This is a genomic window from Micromonospora sp. WMMD987 (genome assembly GCF_029581435.1).
Classification (GTDB): Bacteria; Actinomycetota; Actinomycetes; order Mycobacteriales; family Micromonosporaceae; genus Micromonospora; species Micromonospora rifamycinica.
Genome location: NZ_CP120861.1, coordinates 3,548,610 through 3,571,751, shown reverse-complemented (window position 1 = coordinate 3,571,751; position 23,142 = coordinate 3,548,610). Strand labels below are relative to the sequence as shown.

17 protein-coding genes are annotated in these 23,142 nt (G+C 71.7%); 10 read left to right on the top strand and 7 right to left on the bottom strand.

Annotated elements, in window-relative coordinates; genetic code table 11:
• Window positions 1–152: 152 nt before the first annotated feature.
• Together O7612_RS15025 and O7612_RS15020 are read left to right on the top strand one after the other, a co-directional pair.
• Complete coding sequence (locus tag O7612_RS15025) at window positions 153–1,352, top strand: N-acetylmuramoyl-L-alanine amidase (protein WP_282265040.1); 1,200 nt, start codon at window positions 153–155, stop codon at window positions 1,350–1,352.
• 59 nt (window positions 1,353–1,411) lie between these two features.
• The gene (locus tag O7612_RS15020) at window positions 1,412–2,986 is read left to right on the top strand and encodes an FMN-binding glutamate synthase family protein (RefSeq protein ID WP_282265039.1); all 1,575 of its coding nucleotides are present in this window, start codon (window positions 1,412–1,414) and stop codon (window positions 2,984–2,986) included.
• An 81-nt stretch (window positions 2,987–3,067) separates the two neighbouring features.
• Here O7612_RS15020 and O7612_RS15015 read toward each other — a convergent pair whose 3' ends face one another.
• Entirely contained in the window at window positions 3,068–4,552 is a 1,485-nt protein-coding gene (locus O7612_RS15015; RefSeq protein ID WP_282265038.1) for an SDR family NAD(P)-dependent oxidoreductase, read from the bottom strand.
• Between the two features lie 299 nt (window positions 4,553–4,851).
• Between O7612_RS15015 and O7612_RS15010 the strand changes: the two genes are divergently transcribed.
• The 4 genes from O7612_RS15010 to O7612_RS14995 are packed head-to-tail and all read left to right on the top strand — an operon-like array spanning window position 4,852 to window position 6,986.
• Window positions 4,852–5,253 carry a YbaB/EbfC family DNA-binding protein gene (locus O7612_RS15010; RefSeq protein WP_282265036.1) on the top strand — a complete coding sequence of 134 codons (402 nt, stop codon included), beginning with the start codon at window positions 4,852–4,854 and terminating at the stop codon, window positions 5,251–5,253.
• Window positions 5,240–5,560 (top strand): type VII secretion target, encoded by a 321-nt coding sequence (locus O7612_RS15005; RefSeq protein ID WP_282265035.1) that lies wholly within the window; start codon window positions 5,240–5,242, stop codon window positions 5,558–5,560. The genes O7612_RS15010 and O7612_RS15005 overlap by 14 nt, the downstream gene beginning before the upstream one ends.
• Complete coding sequence (locus tag O7612_RS15000; protein WP_282265034.1) at window positions 5,557–6,702, top strand: WXG100 family type VII secretion target; 1,146 nt, start codon at window positions 5,557–5,559, stop codon at window positions 6,700–6,702. The genes O7612_RS15005 and O7612_RS15000 overlap by 4 nt, the downstream gene beginning before the upstream one ends.
• Window positions 6,702–6,986: a hypothetical protein gene (locus O7612_RS14995; RefSeq protein WP_282265033.1), complete on the top strand. Its 285-nt coding sequence runs from the start codon at window positions 6,702–6,704 to the stop codon at window positions 6,984–6,986. Before O7612_RS15000 ends, O7612_RS14995 begins: the two co-directional genes overlap by 1 nt.
• A gap of 56 nt (window positions 6,987–7,042) precedes the next feature.
• Here O7612_RS14995 and O7612_RS14990 read toward each other — a convergent pair whose 3' ends face one another.
• The 4 genes from O7612_RS14990 to O7612_RS14975 all read right to left on the bottom strand — a co-directional run bounded on the left by O7612_RS14990 (window position 7,043) and on the right by O7612_RS14975 (window position 9,891).
• The gene (locus O7612_RS14990; protein WP_282265032.1) at window positions 7,043–8,023 is read right to left on the bottom strand and encodes a hypothetical protein; all 981 of its coding nucleotides are present in this window, start codon (window positions 8,021–8,023) and stop codon (window positions 7,043–7,045) included.
• On the bottom strand, window positions 8,020–8,304 hold the full coding sequence (locus tag O7612_RS14985; protein ID WP_282265031.1) for a hypothetical protein: 285 nt from the start codon (window positions 8,302–8,304) through the stop codon (window positions 8,020–8,022). Before O7612_RS14985 ends, O7612_RS14990 begins: the two co-directional genes overlap by 4 nt.
• Entirely contained in the window at window positions 8,301–9,161 is an 861-nt protein-coding gene (locus tag O7612_RS14980) for a DUF6308 family protein (RefSeq protein ID WP_282265030.1), read from the bottom strand. Before O7612_RS14980 ends, O7612_RS14985 begins: the two co-directional genes overlap by 4 nt.
• A 346-nt stretch (window positions 9,162–9,507) precedes the next feature.
• Window positions 9,508–9,891 (bottom strand): hypothetical protein, encoded by a 384-nt coding sequence (locus O7612_RS14975; protein ID WP_282265029.1) that lies wholly within the window; start codon window positions 9,889–9,891, stop codon window positions 9,508–9,510.
• A gap of 115 nt (window positions 9,892–10,006) precedes the next feature.
• Here O7612_RS14975 and O7612_RS14970 point away from each other — a divergent pair, with 115 nt between their 5' ends.
• Genes O7612_RS14970 through O7612_RS14960 form a run of 3 tightly spaced genes read left to right on the top strand, consistent with a single transcriptional unit; the run spans window position 10,007 to window position 13,269 of the window.
• On the top strand, window positions 10,007–10,279 hold the full coding sequence (locus O7612_RS14970) for a hypothetical protein (RefSeq protein ID WP_282265028.1): 273 nt from the start codon (window positions 10,007–10,009) through the stop codon (window positions 10,277–10,279).
• Window positions 10,272–10,883 carry a DUF6879 family protein gene (locus O7612_RS14965; protein WP_282265027.1) on the top strand — a complete coding sequence of 204 codons (612 nt, stop codon included), beginning with the start codon at window positions 10,272–10,274 and terminating at the stop codon, window positions 10,881–10,883. The genes O7612_RS14970 and O7612_RS14965 overlap by 8 nt, the downstream gene beginning before the upstream one ends.
• A 1-nt stretch (window position 10,884) precedes the next feature.
• Window positions 10,885–13,269 carry a tetratricopeptide repeat protein gene (locus O7612_RS14960; RefSeq protein ID WP_282265026.1) on the top strand — a complete coding sequence of 795 codons (2,385 nt, stop codon included), beginning with the start codon at window positions 10,885–10,887 and terminating at the stop codon, window positions 13,267–13,269.
• A 115-nt stretch (window positions 13,270–13,384) separates the two neighbouring features.
• Here O7612_RS14960 and O7612_RS14955 read toward each other — a convergent pair whose 3' ends face one another.
• Both O7612_RS14955 and O7612_RS14950 read right to left on the bottom strand, forming a co-directional pair.
• Window positions 13,385–15,574: a UvrD-helicase domain-containing protein gene (locus O7612_RS14955; RefSeq protein ID WP_282265025.1), complete on the bottom strand. Its 2,190-nt coding sequence runs from the start codon at window positions 15,572–15,574 to the stop codon at window positions 13,385–13,387.
• Entirely contained in the window at window positions 15,571–21,996 is a 6,426-nt protein-coding gene (locus tag O7612_RS14950) for a DEAD/DEAH box helicase (RefSeq protein ID WP_282265024.1), read from the bottom strand. The genes O7612_RS14955 and O7612_RS14950 overlap by 4 nt, the downstream gene beginning before the upstream one ends.
• Window positions 21,997–22,197: 201 nt before the next feature.
• Between O7612_RS14950 and O7612_RS14945 the strand changes: the two genes are divergently transcribed.
• Window positions 22,198–23,064 (top strand): hypothetical protein, encoded by an 867-nt coding sequence (locus O7612_RS14945; RefSeq protein WP_282265023.1) that lies wholly within the window; start codon window positions 22,198–22,200, stop codon window positions 23,062–23,064.
• Window positions 23,065–23,142: the final 78 nt, after the last annotated feature.

The following is a 23,142-nucleotide window of genomic DNA, read 5'->3' as shown; positions in this document are numbered from 1 at the left end:
CACCCCGACGGCCGGTGACGCGGGTGATCCGGTGCCGGGCCAACCGGCGCTCGGACGGGCGGGCCGGCGGCACGGACCGGGCCGGCGGCACGATATCGATCGATGCTGCCCCCTAGCGCCGACCGGCGTGGTGACAATATCCTCCACTTCACGTGCACCCGCTGGAGATCGTCTTCACCTTCGCCGGCGGTGCCGCCGCCGGTCGCCGAGGAGCCGCCATGCCCGCCGTACGCCCCGCACTCGACCGCCGTACCCTGCTGCGGGCCGGCCTCGGCGCGGCCACCGTCGCGGTCGTCGGGTCCGACCTGGCCCTTCCGTCCCCCGCGGCGGCGGCGCCCGGGGCCGACCTGGACTGGATCATCGACTGCGCCGGGTGGGGCGCCCGGCCGCCGGCCGACCCGCTGTCGGTCAGCACGATCCCCACCAACAAGATCATCGTGCACCACATGGCCTTCCCGAACGTCACCGACCAGTCCCGGGAGCAGGCGGTCAAGCTGGCCCACGACTGCCAGGACCTGCACATGGACGGCAACGGCTGGTCCGACACCGGGCAGCACTTCACCGTCAGCCGGGGCGGGTACGTCCTGGAGGGACGGCACGGCAGCCTGGACCGGCTGCGGGCCGGCGACCGGCAGATGGTCTCGGCGCACTGCCCCGGCGAGAACGGCCGGGCCATCGGCATCGAGAACGAGGGCACCTACGTCACCGACACCCCGCCGCAGGAACTGCTCGACTCGCTGGTGCGGCTCTGCACCACCGTCTGCCGGCAGTACGGGCTGCACGCCCACGACATCTTCGGCCACTGGGACTTCCGCACCACCCTCTGCCCCGGCGCGCAGTTCTACCGGCTCTTCCCCGGGGTGCGCCGACGGGTCTTCCGGCGGCTCGGCACCCGGTTGACCGACGTACCGGCCCGCCGCTGGCCCGACCTGTGGCGCTTCGTCAGCTCCCCCGCCGTCCAGGTCGCCCAGTACCTGCTGGCCCACCGGGGCTACCCGGTCACCCCGAACGGCACCTTCGACGCCGCCACCATCGCCGCGATCGCCGACTGGCAGGCCCGCAACGGCATCCCGGTCGACGTCGACGCCACCCTGACCGGCCCCACCTGGGAAACGCTCGTCCCGGAACTGGACTGGAACGCCACCGGGCTGCCGGTGCAGGCGGTGCAGTTCATCCTGAACTGGAAGGGCTACGCCGAGGTCACCGTCACCGGCACGTACGACCACGCCACCCGCCGGGCCGTGCAGGACATCCAGACGCTGCACGGGCTGCCCCGCACCGGCCGGGTTCCCACCGGCACCTGGTGCGCCCTGGTCGGCGGCGTCGTCCGGCAGTCGTTCCACCACCGCTGAACCGCGCGCCGCGCGGACGGGCCGTTTGGGCGGCGGCGGCAACGGGGAGTGTGGCCGGCATGACGTGGGCCAACCGCACCGTACCCGTGATCGCCGCCGCCGTCGCCGGCCTCGCCGCCCGGGACGTCCTCCAGCGCGACCACGCGCTGCTCCGCAACTTCCCGCTGGTGGGACGGGCCCGCTACCTGCTGGAGGCGATCGGGCCGGAACTGCGGCAGTACATCGTGGCCGGCAACGACGAGGAGCGGCCGTTCACCCGGGACCAGCGGCGCTGGATCTACGCCTCGGCCAAGCAGGAGAACAACTACTTCGGCTTCGGCACCGACAACGACATCGAACGCAGCCCCGGCTACCCGATCATCAAGCACCGCACCTTCGCCCGGACCGTCCCGTCGTCGGTCCCGACCGCCGGACACGACGTGCGGCTGCCGGCGGCGAAGGTGCTCGGCGGGGCACGCGGCCGGGCCAGGGCGTTCCGCCCCGCCTCGGTGGTCAACATCTCCGGGATGAGCTTCGGTTCGCTGTCGGGCAACGCGGTGAGCGCCCTGAACCAGGGGGCCGCGCTGGCCGGCTGCCTGCAGAACACCGGCGAGGGCGGGCTGTCGCCGTACCACCGGCACGGTGGTGAGCTGGTCTTCCAGCTCGGTACGGCGTACTTCGGCTGCCGGGACGCCCGGGGGAGGTTCGACCTCGCCCGGTTGCGTGACCTGGTCGCCGGCGCACCGGTGCGCGCCCTGGAGATCAAGCTCAGCCAGGGCGCGAAGCCCAGCCTGGGCGGGCTGCTGCCGGGGGCGAAGGTGTCCGCCGAGATCGCCGCCACCCGGGGCATCGAACCGGGTCGGGACTGCGTGAGCCCGTCCCGGCACGCCGAGTTCTCCGACTGCGACAGCCTGCTGGACTGGGTGGAGCTGCTGGCCGCCGAGACCGGGCTGCCGGTCGGGATCAAGTCCGCCGTCGGCGACCTGGGGTTCTGGGAGGAGCTGACCACGCTGATGCGGGACACCGGGCGGGGTGTCGACTTCGTCACCGTCGACGGCGGCGAGGGCGGCACCGGCGCCGCGCCGCTCATCTTCACGGACTCGGTGTCGCTGCCGTTCCAGCAGGGCTTCGCCCGGGTCTACCGGACCTTCGCCGAGCGGGGGCTGCACGAGCAGACCGTGTTCGTCGGCGCGGGCAAGCTGGGTCTGCCGGACAACGCGGTGGTGGCGTTCGCGCTCGGCTGCGACCTGGTCAACGTGGGCCGGGAGGCGATGCTGGCGATCGGCTGCATCCAGGCGCAGAAGTGCCACACCGACACCTGCCCGACCGGTGTCGCCACCCAGAACGCCTGGCTCGCCCGGGGTCTGGACCCGGCCCGCAAGTCGGTGCGGGCGGCGAACTACATCGGCACCCTGCGCCGGGACCTGGTCAAGGTCGCCGAGGCGTGCGGGGTGGAGCACCCGGGGCTGATCGACACCGACGCGGTCGAGATCCTCGACGGCCGGACCTCCGCCCGGCCGCTGCGGGAGGTCTACGGCTACCGGCCGCAGTGGGGACTGCCGTCGGCGGCCGACCGGGCGGAGATCGCCCGGCTGATGGCCGGTGAGGCGCCCCAGGGCGGCAGCGCCCTCCCGTCGGCCACCGCGCAGGGCTGACCCCCCGGGCCACCCGGTTCGGCCCGACCACGTGCCGGGTCCGGCCGTCGCGGCCCGCCCACCGGGGTCACCCCACGCCGGTCACCAGGCGCAGGGCGCGTAGTCCTTGAGGAAGCAGCCGTACAGCTCCTCGCCCCGCTCGCCCCGGACGATCGGGTCGTACACCCGGGCCGCGCCGTCGACCAGGTCCAGCGGGGCGTGGAAACCCTCGTCGGCGAGGCGCATCTTCGTCGGGTGCGGGCGCTCGTCGGTGATCCATCCGGTGTCGACGCTGGTCATCAGGATGCCGTCGGCCCGCATGTCCTCGGCGCTGGTGCGGGTCAGCATGTTCAGCGCCGCCTTGGCCATGTTGGTGTGGGGATGTCCCGCCCCCTTGTAGCCCCGGGCGAACTGCCCCTCCATCGCCGAGACGTTCACCACGTACGCCCGCCCGGTCGGGGCTGCGGCGAGCGCCGGCCGGAGCCGGCTGACCAGCACGAACGGGGCGGTCACGTTGCACAGCTGCACCTCGAGCAGCTCGACCGGGTCGACCTCGTGCACCCGCTGCACCCAGCTGTTGGTGTCCCCGAGGTCGGGGGCGAGCCCACCGGCGTCGACGGCGGTCGCGGCGGCGATCCGCTCCGGCGTGGCGGACCGGCCGGTCAACGCCAGCGCGGTCAGGGCGTGCGGGGCGATGGTGGGGGCCGGCAGGGTGCCGTCCGGCAGCGCCAGGGTGACCCCCCGGCCGCCGGTGAAGGTGAGCAGCTCCGGCAGCGGACCCTCGGGCAGCGCCGCCGCCTCGGCGGCGACCAGGTGGGCGTACGCGCCGGGGGTGCGGCGTACCGTCTGGGCGGCGTTGTTGATCAGGATGTCCAGCGGACCCTGCGCGGCCACCGCGTCGGCCAGCGCCACCACCTGGGCGGGGTCGCGCAGGTCGATGCCGACGACCCGCAGCCGGTGCAGCCAGTCGGCGCTGTCCGGCATGGCGGTGAACCGACGGACCGCGTCGTGCGGGAACCGGGTGGTGATCGTGGTGTGCGCGCCGTCGCGCAGCAGCCGCAGCGCGATGTACATGCCGATCTTGGCGCGTCCCCCGGTGAGCAGCGCCCGCCGTCCGGTCAGGTCGCACCGCGCGTCGCGGCGCTGCCGGTTGAGGGTGGCGCAGTCGGGGCAGAGCTGGTGGTAGAACGCGTCGACCTGGCGGTAGCGGGTCTTGCAGATGTAGCAGCCGCGCGGGTTGATCAGCGTACCGGCGCTGTCCCCGGCGGTCGGCGAGGCGAGCGGGATGCCCCTGGTCTCGTCGTCGATCCGGCCCGGTGCGCCGGTGGCGGTGGCGGCGGTGACCGCGCGGTCGTGGGCGAGCACGGCCTCCCGCCGCTCCTCGCGTCGGCGCTGCTTGACCATCTTGAACAGCCGGGCGGTGGCCCGCTGCACCCGCACCACGTCCGGATGGTCGCTGGGCAGCGACTCCAACGCCGCGAAGACGCGCAGGGCGACCGCCAACTCGTCCTGGTCGACCCCCGGGCCGCCGGGCCCGTGCCCCCGGCCGTCGGCGTCGCCCGGTTGTCCGACGTTGTCCACCGTCATGTCCGCTATCGTCCCGCCCTGGCCTCCGGGGCCGACCGCCGGCCCGACCCGGGAACTCTACGCACCCGGACCGGACCGGCGCGACGTCCGGGCCCGGTAGCGGCGGTGAGCTGGGCCACCGCCGGCCCCGAGGGCGCGAACGCCACACTGCATCAGCATTTATCGATACCAGGGGACACTCCGCGGAGTGACCGGTTGATAGCCTGTCGGTGATCACGGTCTGCCGGTCACCGGAGCTCGCGGCATTGTCAGGCACGGTGTCGGCGCGGCCGTGGCCGGTGCTCCCCGGGGAGGGTGGGATGTGGGCGGACGAGGCGGCGCTGGACGCGACGGCCCGTCGACTGGACGAGTGGGAAGCATCGTTCACCGACCGGGCGGAGCGGGCGAGGCAGCTCGCGGCGCAGGTGCAGGCCCTGACCGGCACCGCCCGCAGTCCCGACCGGACCGTCGAGGTCACCGTCGACCCCACCGGCCTGCTGGTCGACCTGCGGCTGGACGAACAGACCCGGCAGCACAGCGCGACCCACACCGCCCGGCAGATCATGGCGACCAGCCGCGCCGCCCGCGCCGACCTGCTGCGACGGATCACCGAGGCCACCACCCGCAGCCTCGGCCCCGACGACCCGACCGCCCGGGCGATCATCGAGTCGCACCGGCAGCGGCTCCACCCCGGCCAGGGCACACCGGATGCCGGCCGGTGACCACATCCGGGTCGACCCGGACGACCTGACCACCCACGCCGCCCACCTGGACCGCTGCGCCGACAGCCTCGACACCGCCCGCCGGGCCGGCCAACACGTCCAGCTCGACACCGACGCGTACGGACAGCTCTGCGCGATCATGCCGGTGCTGCTCGCCGACCTCCAGCGGACCCTGGTCGACGGTGTCGGCACCGCCGCCCGCTCGGTCCGCGACACCGCCGGAAAACTCCGGTCCGGCGCCGACGGCTACCGGGCCGCCGACGCCCGGGCCGCCCGGCAGCTCGACCGGCTACGGGACCGCCGGTGACCGGCAACCCGCTGGTCGCCACCCCGTCGTCCGCCGGCCCCACCGCCTGGGCCGGGATCTGGATCTGCGAGGACATCGACCTCATCGCCCAGGGCGTCCGCACCGGCAACTGGATCGACGGCAGCCTCGGCGTGGTCAGTGCCGGCCTGGACGCCCTCGCCCTCGTGTCCGACCCGGTAGGTGCCCTGCTCCAGTACGGCATCGCCTGGCTCATCGAGCACGTCAGACCGCTCAGCGAGGCCCTGGACTGGCTCGCCGGTGACCCCGCGCAGATCACCGCGCACGCCCGGACCTGGCGCAACGTCGCCGCTTCGCTGCGCGCCGACGCCGCCGAACTGACCCACGCGGTCCGCACCGAGGTCGCCGGCTGGGGCGGCAGCGCCGGCCCCGCCTACCGGGCCTGGGCCGCCGAGCAGCACCGGGCCGTCACCGGGCTCGCCCAGGGCGCGGACACCCTCGCCGCCGCCACCGAGGGCGCCGCCGGCCTGGTCGCCGCCGTCCGGCTCCTCGTCCGCGACGCCATCGCCGCCTGCGTCTCCCGCCTCATCGTGTACGCGGGCGAACTGCTCATCACCGGCGGGTTGGCGACACCGCTGGTGGTGGAGCAGGTGACCACGCTGGTGGGCTCCTGGGCGGCCCGGATCGCGCGACTGCTACGCGGGTTGCTGGCCAGCCTGCGACGGTTGCTGCCGGAACTCCGCCGCCTCGGCGACCTGATCGACGCGCTCAAGCAGGCCCTCAACCGGCTCCGGCACGCCGGCCCCACCGCTGATGACCTCAATCGGGTACGGGGCAGAGGCCATGGACCCCGGATGCCGATGAGCCTGGAATCGGTTCAGGGGATCGCCACCAAATACGGCATCGAGGTGTCCGGCATCCGGTTCAGCATTAACAACCGGATCTCGGGCGTGTGTGGGGTGACCAGACCCGATCAATCGGTCATGCTCTGCCGCGAGGCGTTCCGCAGCGAGGAGGATCTGGCCCGGACCCTTGAGCACGAGAGGTTCCACGTGTCGGAACTCCGGGACGGGCATCCCTACCCTACGACACGTGACGAGGCCGACGCCTTCGAGGACCGAGCATACGCCCACGAAGAACGATGGTGGAACGACCATCCGGTCAGGCCAGACGGAGGACAGTGATGGCTAACTTCGACGAGTGGCTGGATGCGTACGACGTCGTGTACCGCACTCTGCCGGCCTCCTCCGATCTTCCGTGCCCGAACTGCGGCCATGAGACGCTCCGCCTGGTCTTCACCGCTCCTCTAGGGGCACGACACGGCTACGCCTCATTCTGGTGCGGAACCTGCCTGGAGGGAATCCACCTCTCCAGAGCGCTCGTCCCCGAAGGGGTCAGTGCGCTCTCCCTTGACCTGCCCGCCGAGGAACGCAATCGGGGCATCCCCAATTACCGCCTCATCACGTAGTGCCGACAGCCAGTCCGTTCACCATTCCGCTCGTCCGATAGCGTGGGATCATCGGGTCATGTCTCGCCGGTGCCCGTGAAGCGGCTGGTCACGTCGCTTCCGTCGCGGAGGTGGTCGGCGAGTCTGATCCGTACGCCGGCCCGGACCACTTCGGTGCCCGCTCCGAACGTCGGCGGCATCCGGCGGGTTCGCCACCAGCTCAGCGACTCCCCCGCCGCCCGTTTCTCCCGCTTGAGGTCCGCCTCCGCCTCGATGACGTCGGCGTGCCGGCCCTCGACGACCTCCACCACCTGGGCACCCGCCCGCAGATGTTGCCGCACCCGATCCACCCCGCCGACGCCGAACTTCTGCACCCCCCGGTGCCGCACCAGATACAGCAGGTACGGCGTGTCGCGCAGTGCGGCGAAGGTCCGGTCCTCGTGCTCGGGTGGACACCGGGCGCAACTGCGGTCGCGGAGCCGTTGCCACGAGTCGCAGCGCAGGTGCCGTCCCCAGGTGCCGTGCGAGAAGGATTCCTGCCGCTCGCCGTACCAGGGTAGGCCGTGGACGTCGCCGGCCAGGTCGACCCAGCCGTCGCGGCGACGCCTGTCGAGTTCCGCGTCGAGCGCGATCACGGCCTGGAACTCGGCGGCGGCCCGGGTGGGGATGGTGTCGGTGACGGCCAGGCCGGCGAAGCGGCGTACCTGGTCCGCGAGTCCCGGCTCGTCGGACAGTCGAGACAGCAGGCGTGCCCCGGCGGCGAGGCCCGTGCCGGCGGAGCGCTCGTCCAGGCAGATGTGGCACCGGGTACGCCAGCCGGTGCGACAGACCCGGAGGCTGCCGCACACCCGGCACCGGTAGAGATCGACGCCGCTGTCCGGCAGCCGGTTGAGTGGTTGCATCTGGTCGGCGACCAGGTCCGCGCACGGTCGGCAGTGGACGAACCAGGCGATGTCCGGGCCACGCCGACGGGTGTTCGCCCGACCGTCGACGATCTCCCCGCAGTTGACGCAGACGCGCTCCGTGGGTCGGCTGGCTGCCGACCTTCGCGTCGTCATTCGCCGGTGTCGGCGGAGCGCCGGTTGCGGGTCCGGTGGGCGCGGGCGCGCGCCGCCTTCGCCTGCGGGGTTCCGTCCCGGCCGCCCTCCGTCCAGGAGACCCCGCTGTAGTCGTCCCAGCGGGCGTCGAGCTTGGCCGCGTCGCTCTGCCCGTCCGGCGTGACGGTGAAGTCGCAACCGATCGCCTGCATCTGCATCCACACCGCGTTGACGATGTCGGCGTACTTCTCTGGTCCCACGCCCCGGAGGCGTACCGTGAACTGTCGCTCGTCCTGGCTCACGGCAGGCGGATTCCGGTGCAGGGATTGCTGTGCGCGGGGCGGTGCCGCATCCAGAAGACCACGTCCAGGACGCGGATCAGGCTCACCACGTCGGGCAGTTCCGCCTTCTCGTGCAGTGCGCGGAGCCGCTGCCCCAACACGCCGTCCTCCTCGCGGAGCCTGCCGTGCAGCCACTCCCAGAAACCGGTGCCGGTGCGGTAAGCGCAGGACACCACCGCGTCGTACACCGGCACCAGCCTGGGACGCTTGCGGGCGAGCAGCTTGCCGGCGATGACCCGCCCGATGCCGTCTGCGCCACGCAGCGCCCGCCATGCGGTGTCCGCAGCACCGCCCGCCACCACCAGGGGGTACGCCTTGTCGGCGCCCAGCGCGACGTCGACCGGAATCCTCGCCAGTTCGACGGCGACCCGTTCACCGAGCGGCCCCTGCAACAGGTCGAGCGCGCTCCGGGGCGGCACCCGCACGTTGAGCAGTTCCACCGCGACCAGATCCTCGGCGGTGATGGCACCGGCCGTTTCGGGGCGGTCGCCGCCGCCACCGAGATGGTCGAACTGGCCACCGGTGAACGCCGCGTCGCCGGTGGCCAGATAGTAACGTCGCAGGTCGGAGACCGACCGGGGGATGTCGAGCACGGCCAGCATCTCGGCGAGAGTCAAGGGTTGCGGCACTGTTCTCCTTCGGGGTCTAGCGGTCAACGGCGGCGTGACCTCCTTGGCGAAGAGGATGGTCTCGGCGTTGAGGGCCACCATCGGCAATGTCCGGGCCTTCTTCATCGCCTTGCGTACGCCGGCCTTGGCCGGCTTCTCCAGCGTGTCGTAGCTGTGCCGGAAGCTGTGGGCGAAGGCGAGCTGCGGCACGGACGGACCTCCGGGTCAAGGGATCGAAGCGGCTGGACCGGCTAGACCGGGGCGACTTTTTCGGCGGCGCTTACCTGCGCCTGGTCGTAGAACCAGCGCAGATGGTCGAGCAGCGCGTCCCGGGCCTCGGCGTCGGCGTCGGCGAGGACCGTCAACGGGAAGTTCGGCCGCAGGGCGAGCTTGGCGGCGGCGATCTCGGCACCCGGCAGCCAGCAGACGTTGCAACGTGGTTTCCTGCGCTGTGACCATGCCGACCCCGTCCCCTGTGGTCTCGTCTCTGAGCCGGCAAGACAATCAGATCAATGACCGCGTGGGCAAACGAGCGTTACCGCGATCTCGCGCGCCGTCACCTGCCGAAGGAGATACCGCCGTGGATGTCGCGTGCCTGGACGACCGGGCCACCGACGTCGCCGGAGACCGAGTTCACCACCCCGCCCGCGCCGGCGGCGAGGGTCGCCTCGACCCGCGCCCACCGGTCGTGGAACTCGGCGGCGAAGCCGGGGTCGCGCTGCGCCTCCTCGGCTACGACGGCAGCCAGCAGGCGGGTAGCCGCAGGTGAGGGCTCTGCGAACGCCGCTTCGATCGCTGCCTGCGCGGCCGGTTCGCGCCGGAGGCGTTCACGCAGGAAGGCGACCAGGGAACCCACCGCTTCCCGACCGCCCTGGGCCAGTTGGGTGGTGCCCCATGTGACGAGCGTGGTGACGGCGGCAAGCATGATCGGGTCCGTCATCCGGTTCTCCTCGAATGCGCTTTGCGTCGGAAATACGACAGCTGACAGAGCGACGAAGTCGGGCAACTCGATAATACGGTCGATATTCCATTCGTGAACCCATCTGGAGGTCCAGATGAGTGGGAACCGTTGGCGGGCGGACACCTCCGCCGAACTCACTCGACGCTGGGGAAAGTCGTCGCACGAGTTGGGCAACACCTCCGGCGACGGTAGCTGCCCGGACATCTGGGAGCTGAGCAACGGCGACGTCGCGATGATCGGGCAGGACGCCACGGAGGAGTATCGCGGCCGGCTGCCCGATGGAGTGTCGATCGACCCGGGCGAACGACTGATCATCGTTCCCCGTTCCACCGTCGTCGCGGCGAAGGTGGACATCCCCGATGCATGACCTCCTCGGCGGCGATCCCGGCGAGCGGCTCGACCTGGCGGACTACTGGGCAGACTTCGAGGACCGGTTCTGGAAGACGGCAGCGCCGGGGTTCTGGAAACTGGAACGGCAGCAGACGTTCCAGGAGCCCGGAGACGAGGGCTGGCGGGCCTTCGCCGAGGGTTATTGGGCCGATTCGCTGCGCATCCTGGAGGCTCGTCGTCCCGAGTTCGCCGACTACTACCGCCGGATCGCCGACACCGGCTTCGCCACCCGACGGGTACGTGTCGTCGACGAACCACTCACGCCCTACCTTCAGTGGGAGTTGCACGTGCTGCGGCTGCGCCACGAGTACGGCGGCCTGACCCGGGTGGTCGACTCCGCACGGGTCGCCAGCGCCGAGTCGACAGGTGTGCTACCGGAGATCTACACCCTCGGCACCGAGGTCATGTACGAAGCGGTGTACGACGGCGAGGGGGTGCTGGCGGCGGCCCGCCGCTGGCGCGATCCGGAGCTGGTGGCGCGTTGCCAGGCGTTCATCGAGTCGCTCTACCGCGATGGCGAGCCTCTCGACGCGTTCTTCGCCCGCGCCGTGGCGCCCCTGGAGCCCCCGCGGGTCGACTGACGTGAGTGAGCGGGACGGTCAGGAGCCGACGCCCCGCCATGTCAACCGGTCGGAGCTGGACGGTCCCGCCGATCTGGTCCAGGCGCGCGACGTCTTCGGCGGAGTGCACTTCCACGGCGACGCGGCCGACCGCGAGCCGCCACCTCGGCAGCTCCCCGGCGACGTGCGCGGTTTCGTCAACCGGATCGTGGAGCTGAGTGCCCTCGACCGGCTGACCGGCGACGGCGACGCCCAGGTGACCCTCTCGGTGATCACGGGAACGGCCGGGGTGGGCAAGACCTCCCTCGCCCTGCGCTGGGCGCACCGCGCCCGGCACCGCTTCCCGGATGGACAGCTCTACGCCAACCTGCGCGGATACGACCCGGGCGAGCCGACCCGACCGGAAGCGGTGCTCGACCGGTTCCTGCGGGCGCTCGGCGTCCCGGCTGCCGCCATTCCCACCGACCGGGAGGACCGCGAGGCGTTGTACCGCTCCCGGTTGGCCGACCGGCGGGTGCTGCTGGTCCTCGACAATGCCGCCACCGCCCGACAGGTGCGTCCGCTCCTGCCCGGCTCGGACACCTGTCTGACCATCGTCACCAGTAGGAGCATGCTCTCCGGGCTGGTCACCCGTGACGGCGGTCGGCGGCTCACCCTGCCCATGCTGACCGAGGACGACGCCGTCGCCCTGCTGCGCACCGTCACAGCGGACCATCGAGCCGGCGATGATCCCGACGAGCTCATCGAGTTGGCGCGGCTCTGCGCCCGTCTGCCGCTCGCCTTACGGATCGCCGCGGAACGGGCCGCGGGCCGCCCGTTCATGCCGCTCGGGGATCTCATCCAGGACCTGCGCGACGAGTCGGCACTGTGGGACGCGCTCACCGCCGAAGACGACGAGGAGGCCGACGCGGTGCGGACCGTCTTCGCCTGGTCCTACCGTGGGCTGAGCACCGTGCCGGCCCGGTTGTTCCGGCTGATCGGGCTGCATCCCGGGCCGGATTTCAGCGTGCCGGCGGTTGCCGCGCTGGCCGGGGTTCCCACCGCGCAGGTGCGGCAGCCGCTGGATGCGCTGGTCACCGCCCATCTGGTGGAGCAGCACGCGTCCGGGCGTTACCAGCTGCACGACCTGTTGCGCGCGTACGCGGTCGACCAGGTACGGCAGTTCGAGGACGAGGAGAACCGGCTGGAGGCGCTACGTCGCGTACTGGCGTGGTATCTGCACTCGGCGGACGCCGCGCTGGCGCGGACCCTGCCGTTCAACCGCACCGTGCCGCTGGAACCACCGGCCGGCGTCGTGCCGCTGGCCTTCGCCAGCCCCGCCGAGGCGGACGCCTGGTTCGACGGGGAACGCGACAACCTGGTCGCCGCCACCCGGATCGCCGCCGAGACCGACCTGTCGCGCGTGGCGTGGCAGCTCGCCGCGATCCTCCGTAGCGTCTTCATGCACCGCAACGCCTTCGACGGCTGGTTCACCACCGCCCGGATCGGGTTGGCGGCGGCCCGCTCGCTCGGCGACCGCCGGGGCGAGGCGGAGGCGCTGGAAAGCCTGGGCAAGGCCCACTTCCAGGCCCGTCAGCTCGACGAGGCGGCCGAACACCACCGGGCGGCGTTGGCGATCCGCCGCGACATCGGCGACGAGCACGGCACGGCGGTGTCGGTGAACGCCCTCGGCCTGCTGGGGCTGCGGCACCGCCGGCTCACCGAAGCACTCGCCCATTTCACGGACGCGCTCACCCGGTTCGAACGGCTCGGTAGCCGACGCTGGCAGGCCCTGCTGCTGAGCAATCTCGCCGAGACCCGCTACGAACTCGGGTATCCGGCACAGGCTGTCGAGTTACTGGAGCGGGCGCTCGCCGTGCAGCGGGAGATCGCCGACCGGGGGCAGGAGGGCAACTCGCTGTTCTTCCTCAGCATGGCGTTGCGGGAACTCGGACGCGTCGGGGAGGCCGAGGCCGCCATCGGGCGGGCACTCGCCATCGCCGAGGATGCCGGTAGTCCGGTGTGGCTGGCGCACTGGCTGGTCGAGCAGGCCCGCGTCCTGTGCGCGTCGGGGCGGCCGGCGGAGGCACTGGAAGCCGCACATCGCGCGGCCACGATCCAGCGGCGGTTGGGCGACCGCAGCCGCGAGGCGATGGCACTCGACGGCGCGGGCGAGGCATACCTGGAGTCGGGCCGGGCGGAGGAGGCCGTGGCGTTCCATCTGCGGGCGGCGGCCACCCACCGGGGGCTCGGTGACGCCTGGCACCTGGCGGTTTCCCTGGCGAACCTGGCCGCGGCCCTGGTCGGGGCGGGTCGCCCCGGGGAGGCCGAGTCGCCGCGCCGGGAGGCACGGGACCTGCTCGCCGGGTTCGACGACGCCCGCGCCGTCGCCCTGCTCGGCAGTCTCGACGCCGCCGGAGACAGCTGAACCTGGCCGCTCAGCCCAGCCCTCCGGCGAACGGCGTCGACCGCCACTGGTCGAGCACTCTTCGGCGCAGCGGGGTGTTTCACGACTGTGGGAGTCGGACAGATGACGCGCTCAGTCACGGTTGTTGGCGTTGCACGAGGCGGCTGGTGAGGAACGGACTGGGGGTGCCGTGCCAGAACACCGCCAGTTCGTCACGGGGTCGGGTGGCGGCGACGAAGAGCAGCGACCGGTCGCGCTGGCGCTCCCGCTGGTAACGCTTGGGGTCGGTGTCCCGGTACCGGTTGATGATCTGGCGGGGCACGAGGCCGTCGGCCACGCCGGCAATGATCATCCGCTGGTATTCCAGGCCCTTGAACCGGTGCATCGTGCCGACGTGGACGCCGTCGGGCTGCTTCGGGCCGTCCGGGCCGATCTCCGCCACCGGCAGCCCGTCGGCCTCCAGGCTGGCGATCACCTCCGTCGCCATCTCCCGGGTGGGTACGCAGACGGCCACGGAGCCGTCGGTCGGGCGTCCCCAGTCGCGCAACTGCTCGATGACGAGCTCCCGTTCCTGCGCCCAGGTGGCCGCGCCACGAAAGGTCGGCCGGTTACCCCGCAGGAGCGACCGGTATCCCGCCAGGTCCTCCTCGCCGCCGTCGAGGTCGTCGTACACCTCCCCGGTCATGATCTCCAGAGCGTCCGCCAGGATCTGCCGGGTGGTGCGGTAGCTCAGGGTGAGCCGGGACGCGCGGCCCCGGATGTTGACGCCGAGGCTGCCCAGGGTGACGTGGTTGTCATAGATGCGCTGGTGGGTGTCGCCGGTGAGGAACATGTCGTCCGGGCCGGGCGCGACCATCGCGCGCAGCATCTTCCAGTGCGCGGCGCTGAGATCCTGTGCCTCGTCGACGACGACGTGACGGTAGCGGGGCCGGTAGAACCCGCCGGAGGACTCGCCGGAGAGGGTGCCGGGGTGCGCCGCTGTCCGGTCCATCTCCAGGCGGGCGGCACGCTGGGCGACCTGACGCCAGGTCCACACCCCCCGGCTCTCCAGCCAGTTGGTGAAGCGTTCGGTCAGCTGCCAGACCTGGTCCCGCTCGATGCGGGTGAGGCGGCGACCGCGTTGGGGACGGCGGGCCTTGAAGTAGTCGGTACGGGAGGTGAGCACCTGGCCCAGGATCACCTGCGTCCACTCGGCGGCGAGGAACTCCGCCTCCCATCCGGATTCGCCGGTCTCGACGAGGAAGGCGGCCCACAGGTCGGGCACCTGGTTGTCGTCGACCACCCGACGACCGCCGCCGGCCTTCGCCTCGGCGACCACCCGGCTGGCGAGCCGGTCGATGTTGATGATGTCCACCCGGGACACCAGTTCCTGGCCACCCAGCGCCATCAGCCGGGTGCGCAGGTCGGCGGCGAGATTGCGGTTGAAGGTGGTGAGCAGGATCGGCTTGTCCGCTCCGGGCGGCAGTTGCCGGGCCAGGTGGGCGACCCGGTGCAGGGCGACGATGGTCTTGCCGGTGCCCGGCCCGCCGCCGACCCTGGCCGGCCCGCGGTAGGGATGTTCCACCAGTTTCCGCTGGGTCGGGTGCAGGAAGATCTGCCACCGTTCGAACGCCTCACCCAGCATCGCCTGCAACGCCTCGTCGTCGGAGGTCACCTGCGTGGCCGGGCGTTCCACCGCCGTCTCGAAGTCGTCCGGGTCGACCTGGCCGTCGGCGCGTACCGGTTCGGTGACCTGCTGGAGGACCGCGTCGTAGGGGGTGCCGTCGAAGAGCGCGAAGAGCACGTCGGTGGTGAGCTGGGGCGCCCGGTCGAGTAACTCCAGCAGTTGCGCCTCGGCGGTGAGGGCGCGGATCTGCGGCAACAGCGGTTCGGAGACGCCGAGCTCCAGCAGTTGCCTGTCGGTGTACGCGGCGAAGAGCGGCTCACGCGCAGGGACCGACGCGATCTCCGGCTCTGGTGGGACGACCCGCCCGATGATGCTGTCGCCCACCGGTCCCAGGTCGACGACCTCGATGCCGCCGGTGATCCGGTTGATCCGGTACGCGTACCGGCTGAGATCGTCGTACACCTCGCCCCGGTGCTTGACCGCGACGAGCAGGTAGTCGCGTTCGACGATGTGCAGCAGCAGCGCGCGGTAGTCCTTGTTGACCCGTGCGGACATCAGCCGGGAGTCGCCGTTGAGCGCCTTCAGGCTCAGCCCGGGGTTCTCCGGGTTGTGGCGGAACTTGTGCATGAACTCGTAGACCGCGCCGATGTCGGCCCGGGTGAGCTTCATGACCTCCTTGTCGGCGCGGTCCAGCATGCGCAGGGTTGCCCCGTTGTTCATCGACGTTCTCCCCCGCCTGTCGCCCTGATCTGTGCCGTCAACTCGTCCACCGCCCATTCCCGAGCGGTACGGGCGTGCCAACCCGCCGCGGCGTACGCCCGGTCGCGGTCCTCGGTCTCCGGGTCGTCGTCGCGACCGGTGAGCACCACGGCGATGCGCTGGTCGGGCCAGGCGAGCTCGGCGGGCCAGCCCTGGTCACCCAGCTCGTAGCCGACGACCGGCGCGGGCAGGTCCTGCCGGGCGAGCTGCCGGGCCAGCTGGTCGAGGGTGTTCTCGTCCGGGTCCAGGAGGCGCAGGACGTCGCGCCACGGTGATTCCTCGTCGAGCGTCGCCATGTCGGCGGGCGGCTCGGTGGTGACGCCGAGCCACGTCGCTGTCTCCTCGTCGAGCGGCAGCGCGCGTCGGGCCAGGGCGAGACCGGTGCCTTCGGTGACCGCCAGCGAGGCCGGCTCGAAGGCGTCGAGGGCAGACACGGCGAGCTGGCCGGCGTCCCCGCCGCCGTTGGTCAGGAACTGGATCACGTTGCCCCAGGTGAGCCAGCCGGCCCAACGTTCCTTGTGGGCCGGGTCGGCGATCGCGCCGGGACGGTCGTCGACGAGGGTCAGGGCGGTCCAGGTGGGCAGCGGCTTGCCGCGACCGTCGATGACGAGGGTCACCGGGCAGTCGGCGTTGTCGCTAGCCCGCGCGATCATGATGTGTCGGGCGTTCGGTCCCGGCAGGGGCTCCCCGCGCAGGGCGGCCAGCACCCGCTGCGGCACCCCGCCGGAGTCGGTGGCGGTGTTCTCCCGGGCCTGTTTCAGCAGGCCTGCCGCGGTGGCTTCGGCACGGCGCTGCCAGCGGGCGAGGTCCGGCTCGGCGAGGAACCGCATCAGCTGTTCGACGGGGTTCACCCAGACGGTGGTCTCGAGCTCGTCCGGGTCAGCGCCCGGAAGGAACTTGCGGTAGTTTTCCCTGGCCGCCTGCTTGCAGACCCCTCCGTACGGGGTCCACCGCCCCGATCCGTCGGTGTTCCCCCAGGATATGACGTCGTCCCAGGTGGCGGCGAAGACCAGGTATCCGTGGGCGCGCAGGCGGGCCCGCTTCTCGGCGTCGTCGGCGAGCCGGTTGTGCCGGGCGGTGGCGTGGTACTTGAAGCCGTCGAGGTAGACGGCCACCTCGGGCGACGAGCCGTCCAGACGCTTGAAGTGCACGTCGGGTCGGGTGCCCTTGACGGTGTTCTGCAGCTTCATCTGCCAGTGCGTGGCGTTGTGCCCGTCGGCGCTGACGAACCGCAGGTCGGCGATCCGGGCACCGTCGTGGTCGGTGCGCCGCTCGATGCGCAGACCCGACCCCGGCGCGTCGCCGAGGGCGAGCAGCTTGGTGAGGAACCGCATCTCCAGTTCGCTCTCCACCTGGTGGATCAGCGAGATCTCGTCGGTGCGGGTGCCCTCCTCGACGGTCCAGGTGTCCAGGAGCCGGTCCAGCATGCCCAACGCCTCGTCGCGGCTCATCAGCGCGAACTCCTCGTTGCGGGCGTACCGCAGCAGGCAGCGGTGGCAGACGTCCCGGCCCTCGTGCCGGCAGACGCAGTCGGCGATCCGGGTGCGGGCCAGGTCGAGGATGCGGCGGAACTCCTCGGGCCGGGCGAGCCGGTGCAGGTATCCGGTGCCCTGCGGCTGGGTGTCATAGACGACGACGAAGTTGCGGGTGCCGTCGCTCTGCCCGTCGGGCATGGTGGACGACACGACCTGCAGGTGCGCCGGGTCGCCGCCGTACTGGGCGGCGATGCCCAGGCGGACGGCGGCGGCGAAGGAGACCACCCGCTCCGCCACGACGGCTGTCGCCGCCGGGATGAGGATGCGTAGGGCCTCGGTCTCCAATCGGTGCGCCAGGATCAGCTCCACGTGGGTGTCCGGCCCGGCCGGCGAGCGTCGGTACGGGCACCACGGCCGGTGGTGCTCGGCACCCTGCGCCACTGTCGACCCGGCGGCCTGCGCGGCGAGTTGCTGCCCCACCGCCGGTGCGCCGTCGACCGTGGTACCGCCGCAGGAGGTGCAGGTGTGGAACCGGTTGATCCGCACCTCGTGGCCCGCGAAGAACTCGGCGGTCCGGTCGTAGCGCTGCGCACCGAGGTTGAAGTGGCGGATCACCGCGTGCCGGCTGTAGTCGACACCGAAGGTGTCCCGCGCGTGCCGCCAGGAGGAGTCGACCCTGGCGGGGTCGATGTCGACGGCGACGGCGGTGGCGTAGAAGCGCCGCACCCGGTCGTCGCTGTCGTCGCGGATGCGGGCATCATCGCGCCGGTCACGGCTGAGCACCCGGGTCGGTTGGAGAACCTGGAAGAGCCGCCCGTGGTCGGCGATGCCGGAGTCGGTGCAGCGCGGGCAGGCGCTGGTGTCCTCCTTGGCCAGGTGGGTACGGGCATAGCCGCACAGGGCGCAGATCCGCCACTGCTCGTACGCGGGCCGATCGGCCGGGCCGACGTCGAGCCCGGAGATCTCGTGCCGGTAGCCCCGGACGTAGTAGCTGTTGCCGGGGGCGATCTCGACCAGCGCCTGCCGGGCGGGGCGGGCGTACTCGCGCAGTTCGCTGTGGAACCGACGGTCACCGTTGGACTTGTCCTCCCAGGTCAGGGTGGCTTCCAGGTCGGTGCGGGTGTCGACGAGCGCATAGTTCGGCAACAGCCCGAACTCGACGAGCGTGCCATGCGCGGGCGCGGCGCTGAGGTCGCGCAGCCGGCGACGCACCGCGCCCTCCTCCGCCTTCAACATCTTGATCTCACGGGCGTGGTCGGGGTCGCTGGACACCAGCGTGCCCCGGGCGGCGGCGAGTTCCCGCAACCGGCGTCGCAGGTCGGCCAACCGGGACTCCCACACCTCGTCGGCCTCCGTGACCCGGTGCACGATGCCGTCGACCGCGAACTCGCGCAGCTGGTCGGCGGCGGCCGGCAGGATCCTGTCTCCGAAGAGCCGGAGGAACTCCCCCACCAGCCGGCCGCCGTCGCGGCGACCCGCCTCGGCGAGGGCGGTCAACCAGCCGGTCGGCCCGAACAGCACGTGCGCCCGGCGGGGCATCGGCAGCACACCGGCCAGCCGACCCCGGGCGGCCAGGTCGATCAGGTGGGCGAGGTACTGGCGGCGCAGGATCTCCACGGCGGACAGGAAACAGCCGGGCGGGACGATCTGCCCGGCGATCATGTCGCGCGGGTCGGTGAGGTAGTAGCGGTCCCGCTCGGACCGTCCGACCAGGGTCAGCACCAGCGCGTTGCCGCTCCGACGGCCGGCGCGACCGGCCCGCTGGACGTAGTTGGCCGGGCCGTGCGGCAGGGACGCCAGCACCACCGCCGAGAGGGCTCCGATGTCGATGCCCATCTCCAGGGTGGGCGTGCAGGACAGCACGTTCGGGTCGGTGTACCGCTCGCCGTCGCGGAACTGCCGCTCCACCGTCTCCCGCTGGGCGCGGGTGAGCATGCCGGTGTGTTCGCCGGTGACCACGCGAAACACCGGGCTGTCCAGGTAGAGCCGGCGGTAGTAGTCGTCGGGGGCGGTCTCGTCGGGGGCGGCCCGGAGTCGACCGCGACAGCGGTACTGGCGGCACGGCTGGCCGAGCCAGTCGCCGACCCGGTCGGGGTGTTCGGTCTGCTGCCAGTGGCAGGTGTCGCAGCCGACCCCGGCCGACGTGGCGGAGGTGTCGTCGAGCCGGGTCACCCGTAGGTGGCCGGGCAGCAGGCCGTACACCGTGTTGCCGTCGTCGGTGTCGCCCACGGCGAGGATGTCGGCGGCGGCGAGCGCCGGCAGCAGTCGGGCGAGGAGCCCGGCGGCGTCACCGAGGTCCAGCCCGAGGCAACGCGACGCCCAGTCCTGGTACCAGTTGCCACGTGCGGTGACCACGTCGAACTCCGAGCGGGACTTCGGCGTCGCCAGCAGGAAGGCGGGCGCGGAGAGGCCCTTCGGAAAGGCGGGCATCCCCGCCGGCCGGCCGCCCCAGACCTGCCACCGGGTGCCGCCACGCTTGAGGTACGGCACCAGCCACTCGTGGTAGATCGCACCCCGGGTACGCAGCCGTTCCAGCAGACCACGCAGGAAGGCGAGGTAACGGGCGTCGTCGGGCGGTGTGCCGAGGATGCCGGCCGGTCCGGTCAGGTGCACGTCCCGGCAGATCGCGGCGGCGCGGACCGGATCGTCGAGTGCCACCTCGACGGCGACGCTGCGGGTCAGCTCCAGGGTGCGGCCCTGGCGGGAACGCAGCCCGGTCTCCATCACGGTGGCGAAGACGAGCCGTTCGCTGATCAGCTCCCAGGTGTCCCGGCTGCCGTTGTGCTCGCCGGCGAGCAGGCTGTCGACCCCCGGCTGGTCGTGCAGGTCCGGCGGTACGACGGTGCAGAGGATCTCCGGCTGCGCCGCGGCCTCGATCATCCGGGCGACGAGGTCGTCGAGCCCGATCGACTCCCCGGTGACCAGTTGGCTGGCAAGCAGGGAACGCAGCGAGAACGAGTAGGACCGGTTGGCGACGAATCCGGCGCGGTGCGCGGCGTCCTGCACCGAGTCGTTGAAGAGCAGGGTCTTCTTCTCGGTCTCGTCCAGCTCGCCGCCGGTGAAGAGCTGGGTGATCGCCACCGAGGCGAGGGTGGCCAGGCCGGCGCCGAGGAACCGGATGCCGTGGTCGAGTTCGCAGGACGGGCAGCGGTCCTTCTCGGCGCCGTCGGTGTCGACGATGTCGCCCAGCACGACGATCTCGTCGTCGCCGACCTCCCGGTCCCGGTGTTCGTCGAAGGGGCGCACCCGTCGGCCGTACTCCAGGACCAGCAGGCCCCGCACACGCTGGCGTACCTCGTCGTCGGTGGCGGCGATCAGGGCGCGCACCCGGCGCTTGTCCCGACCGACACTGGCCCGGTAGATCTTGTCCGGGTCGGTCTCCAGCTCGTGGGGATCCTTCTCCGGTGACAGCGCCATCCACCCGGAACGACCGCAGTGCCGGCAGTAGACGGCCGGCAGCCGGGGGTGCCGGCCGTCGGCCACAACCAGGTCGGCGTCGGTGGCGTACGGGTCCAACTCGCGCGGCGCTTCGCCGTACCAGCCGAAGGTGGCCCGGTGGGAGGTGCCGCGCAGCAGCCGGGAGACGGCGCGTACCCACAGGTGGGTTTCGATGTTGAGCAGGGGACGGCCGGGCGCTTGCGGGTTCTGTGCGACGGAGAGCAGGCCGACGAACCGGGCGAGGGCCTTCGCGGTGATCTCGGGCCGGGTCTTCATCACGCTGCCCCAGCCGGTGGCGTTCTTGCGGGGCAACACGTCGATGATCTCGTCGAGGGTGCACGGTCGGGCCTGGAGGGAGTCGAGCACCGCCTTGGTCAGCGGGTGCCGCCGCAGCAGCGCGCCGAGACGCGGCGGATCGTCCAGGCAGCGCTCTCCGAGCAGCAGCTCGGCGATGTCGGCCAGCATGTGTGCGGGGTCGCGGTCGTCGACCGCCGCGAGCTGCTCGGGGCTGGGTAGCGGCAGGCTGAAGTCCTGGTGGGCGACGAACTCGCCGGCCCCGTAACGGTCCTCCCCCACCAGCGATCCGGCGTCGAAGGCGACGCCGAAGACCTGCTCGGCGACCTCCCGGATCGCGGTTCGGCCGTCCCGGCCGCCGCCCTCGCCGAGGGTGGCGGAGGTGGCCACCGGGCAGATCGGCCCGAGCGGCCGGTCCGGCTCGGCGAGGCCGAGCGCGGCGGCGAGCCGGCGCAGCAGCATCGCCACGTCGGTACCCTGCGCGCCGTCGTAGGTGTGGAACTCGTCCAGCACCACGTACGCCGGCTCGGCGTGTTCCCACAGCGGCAGGTCGTCGTCGCGCTGCAGCAACAGGTCCAGCATCTTGTAGTTGGTGATCAGGATGTCCGGCGGGGTACGCCGCATCTCGGAGCGTTTGGTGAGCACGTGCGCGTATTCGATGGCCGCGACGTCGCCGATGTAGAGGCCGGCGGTGACCCCGTTGAGCGCCGGGTCGGTGAGCAGCTCGTTGATCCGCTGGGTCTGGTCGGTGGCGAGGGCGTTCATCGGGTAGAGCAGGATCGCCTTGATCCCGGGCCGACCCTGCTGTTTCTGTCGTCGGCAGTGGTCGAGCACCGGGATCAGGAACGACTCCGTCTTGCCCGAGCCGGTGCCGGTGGTGATCAGGGTCGGCTCGGGCGTCCGGCCCCTGCTCGACAGCCGGGCGAACGCGTTCGCCTGGTGCAGGTAGGGGGTGAAGTTGGCCGGCGCCCAGTCCAGGCATGCTTTCCACTCCCCCACCGCCGGGCGGAAGGGGGTGCGGATCCGTAGGTACGGCCCACGGAAGATGCCCTGCTCGGGGTGGGAGAGGAAGCCCTCCAAACCTTGGCGTACGCCGTCCTCGGTGAGGCCGAAGGTGGTGGTGAGGTACTGGGTGAGGGTCCGACGCAACGTATCGGCGGCGATGGTCGGCCTCATGAGCGAATCACCCGAGGATGCTACGTCAGCATCCACAGTGGTCTGCCATCTCACCGCCACTCAGCGACACCGAGTCGGATTGGCGACTGTTCGGACCCGCAATTGTCTTGATTCGGTCCACCATTGGCCATTCGGCGTCCAGAGACGACAGAGCGTCCCTTCCGAAGAAACGCGACCGCGCCCTAACATCGAGCGACTTGCGTGATGTTGCGGCAGGCGCCCTTTCGGGTGGAGCTGCGGCTGATCTCGGCCCCGACGGCAGCGGAGGCAGCGTTGGTCATCCGGCACACCATTAACGACTGGTACACCAATGCGGAGGGTCGGGGCTCGATGGACTCCCGGCACGACTGGGAGAACGACGACCAGCCCGACCGCACCCCCGACGTATGGCTCGACCGGCTCCCACGGACGAACCGGGTACCGCCCGCACGGGCAGCGCGTGGGTCCAGCAACCCACGGGGCACGCTGAACAACGGTCGCCGTTCCACTCCTGCCCCGCGCGAGCTGGCGGATGCCGCCCGCGTGCTGAAGGCGCGGATGCCCGGTATCAAGGACAAGACGATCGTCCGGCATCTGCAGCAGAGCCTCGGTTGGTCAGGTCTCTCCGCCGAGAAGATCCGCAAGGCACTGAGCGATCATCCCGCGCAGCCTGAGAAGAGGCCGGCGCGGGGAGGATCCGCCCCAGCGCGAGCAGTCGCACCGCAGCGGCGGAAACCACAAACCAACGGCCCCATCACCATCATCACTGCGCCGAAGGCCACCCGGAAGCCGGCAAAGACCGCCAAGCCTGCTCGCCAGCAGCCGTCCCTGGCCGAGGTCGTCCGCGAGGTACGCGCGCAAATTCCCGGCATCGGCATCCGCAAGCTGACCAGCAAGGTCAGGTCACGGGGCTGGCCGAACGCGACGGCGCAGCAGGTGCAAGCTGTCCTCCAGAAGTCGCAACCCGCCCGGACGCCTCGCAGGCCTCTGAAGCCGCTGCCGTCCCCGGCGGAACGCATGACTCACCCCGGAGCCTGTTTCGCATGCGGGGTCGTGCCGTCGCTACTGGGAACGTGCCGCTGTTCCTGACCCCAGGTCGACCCGCCGGGCGGCTTGGTCGACCATCGGAGCACCCCGGGCAACTGGCGAAGGCAGCCAGCATCAGCC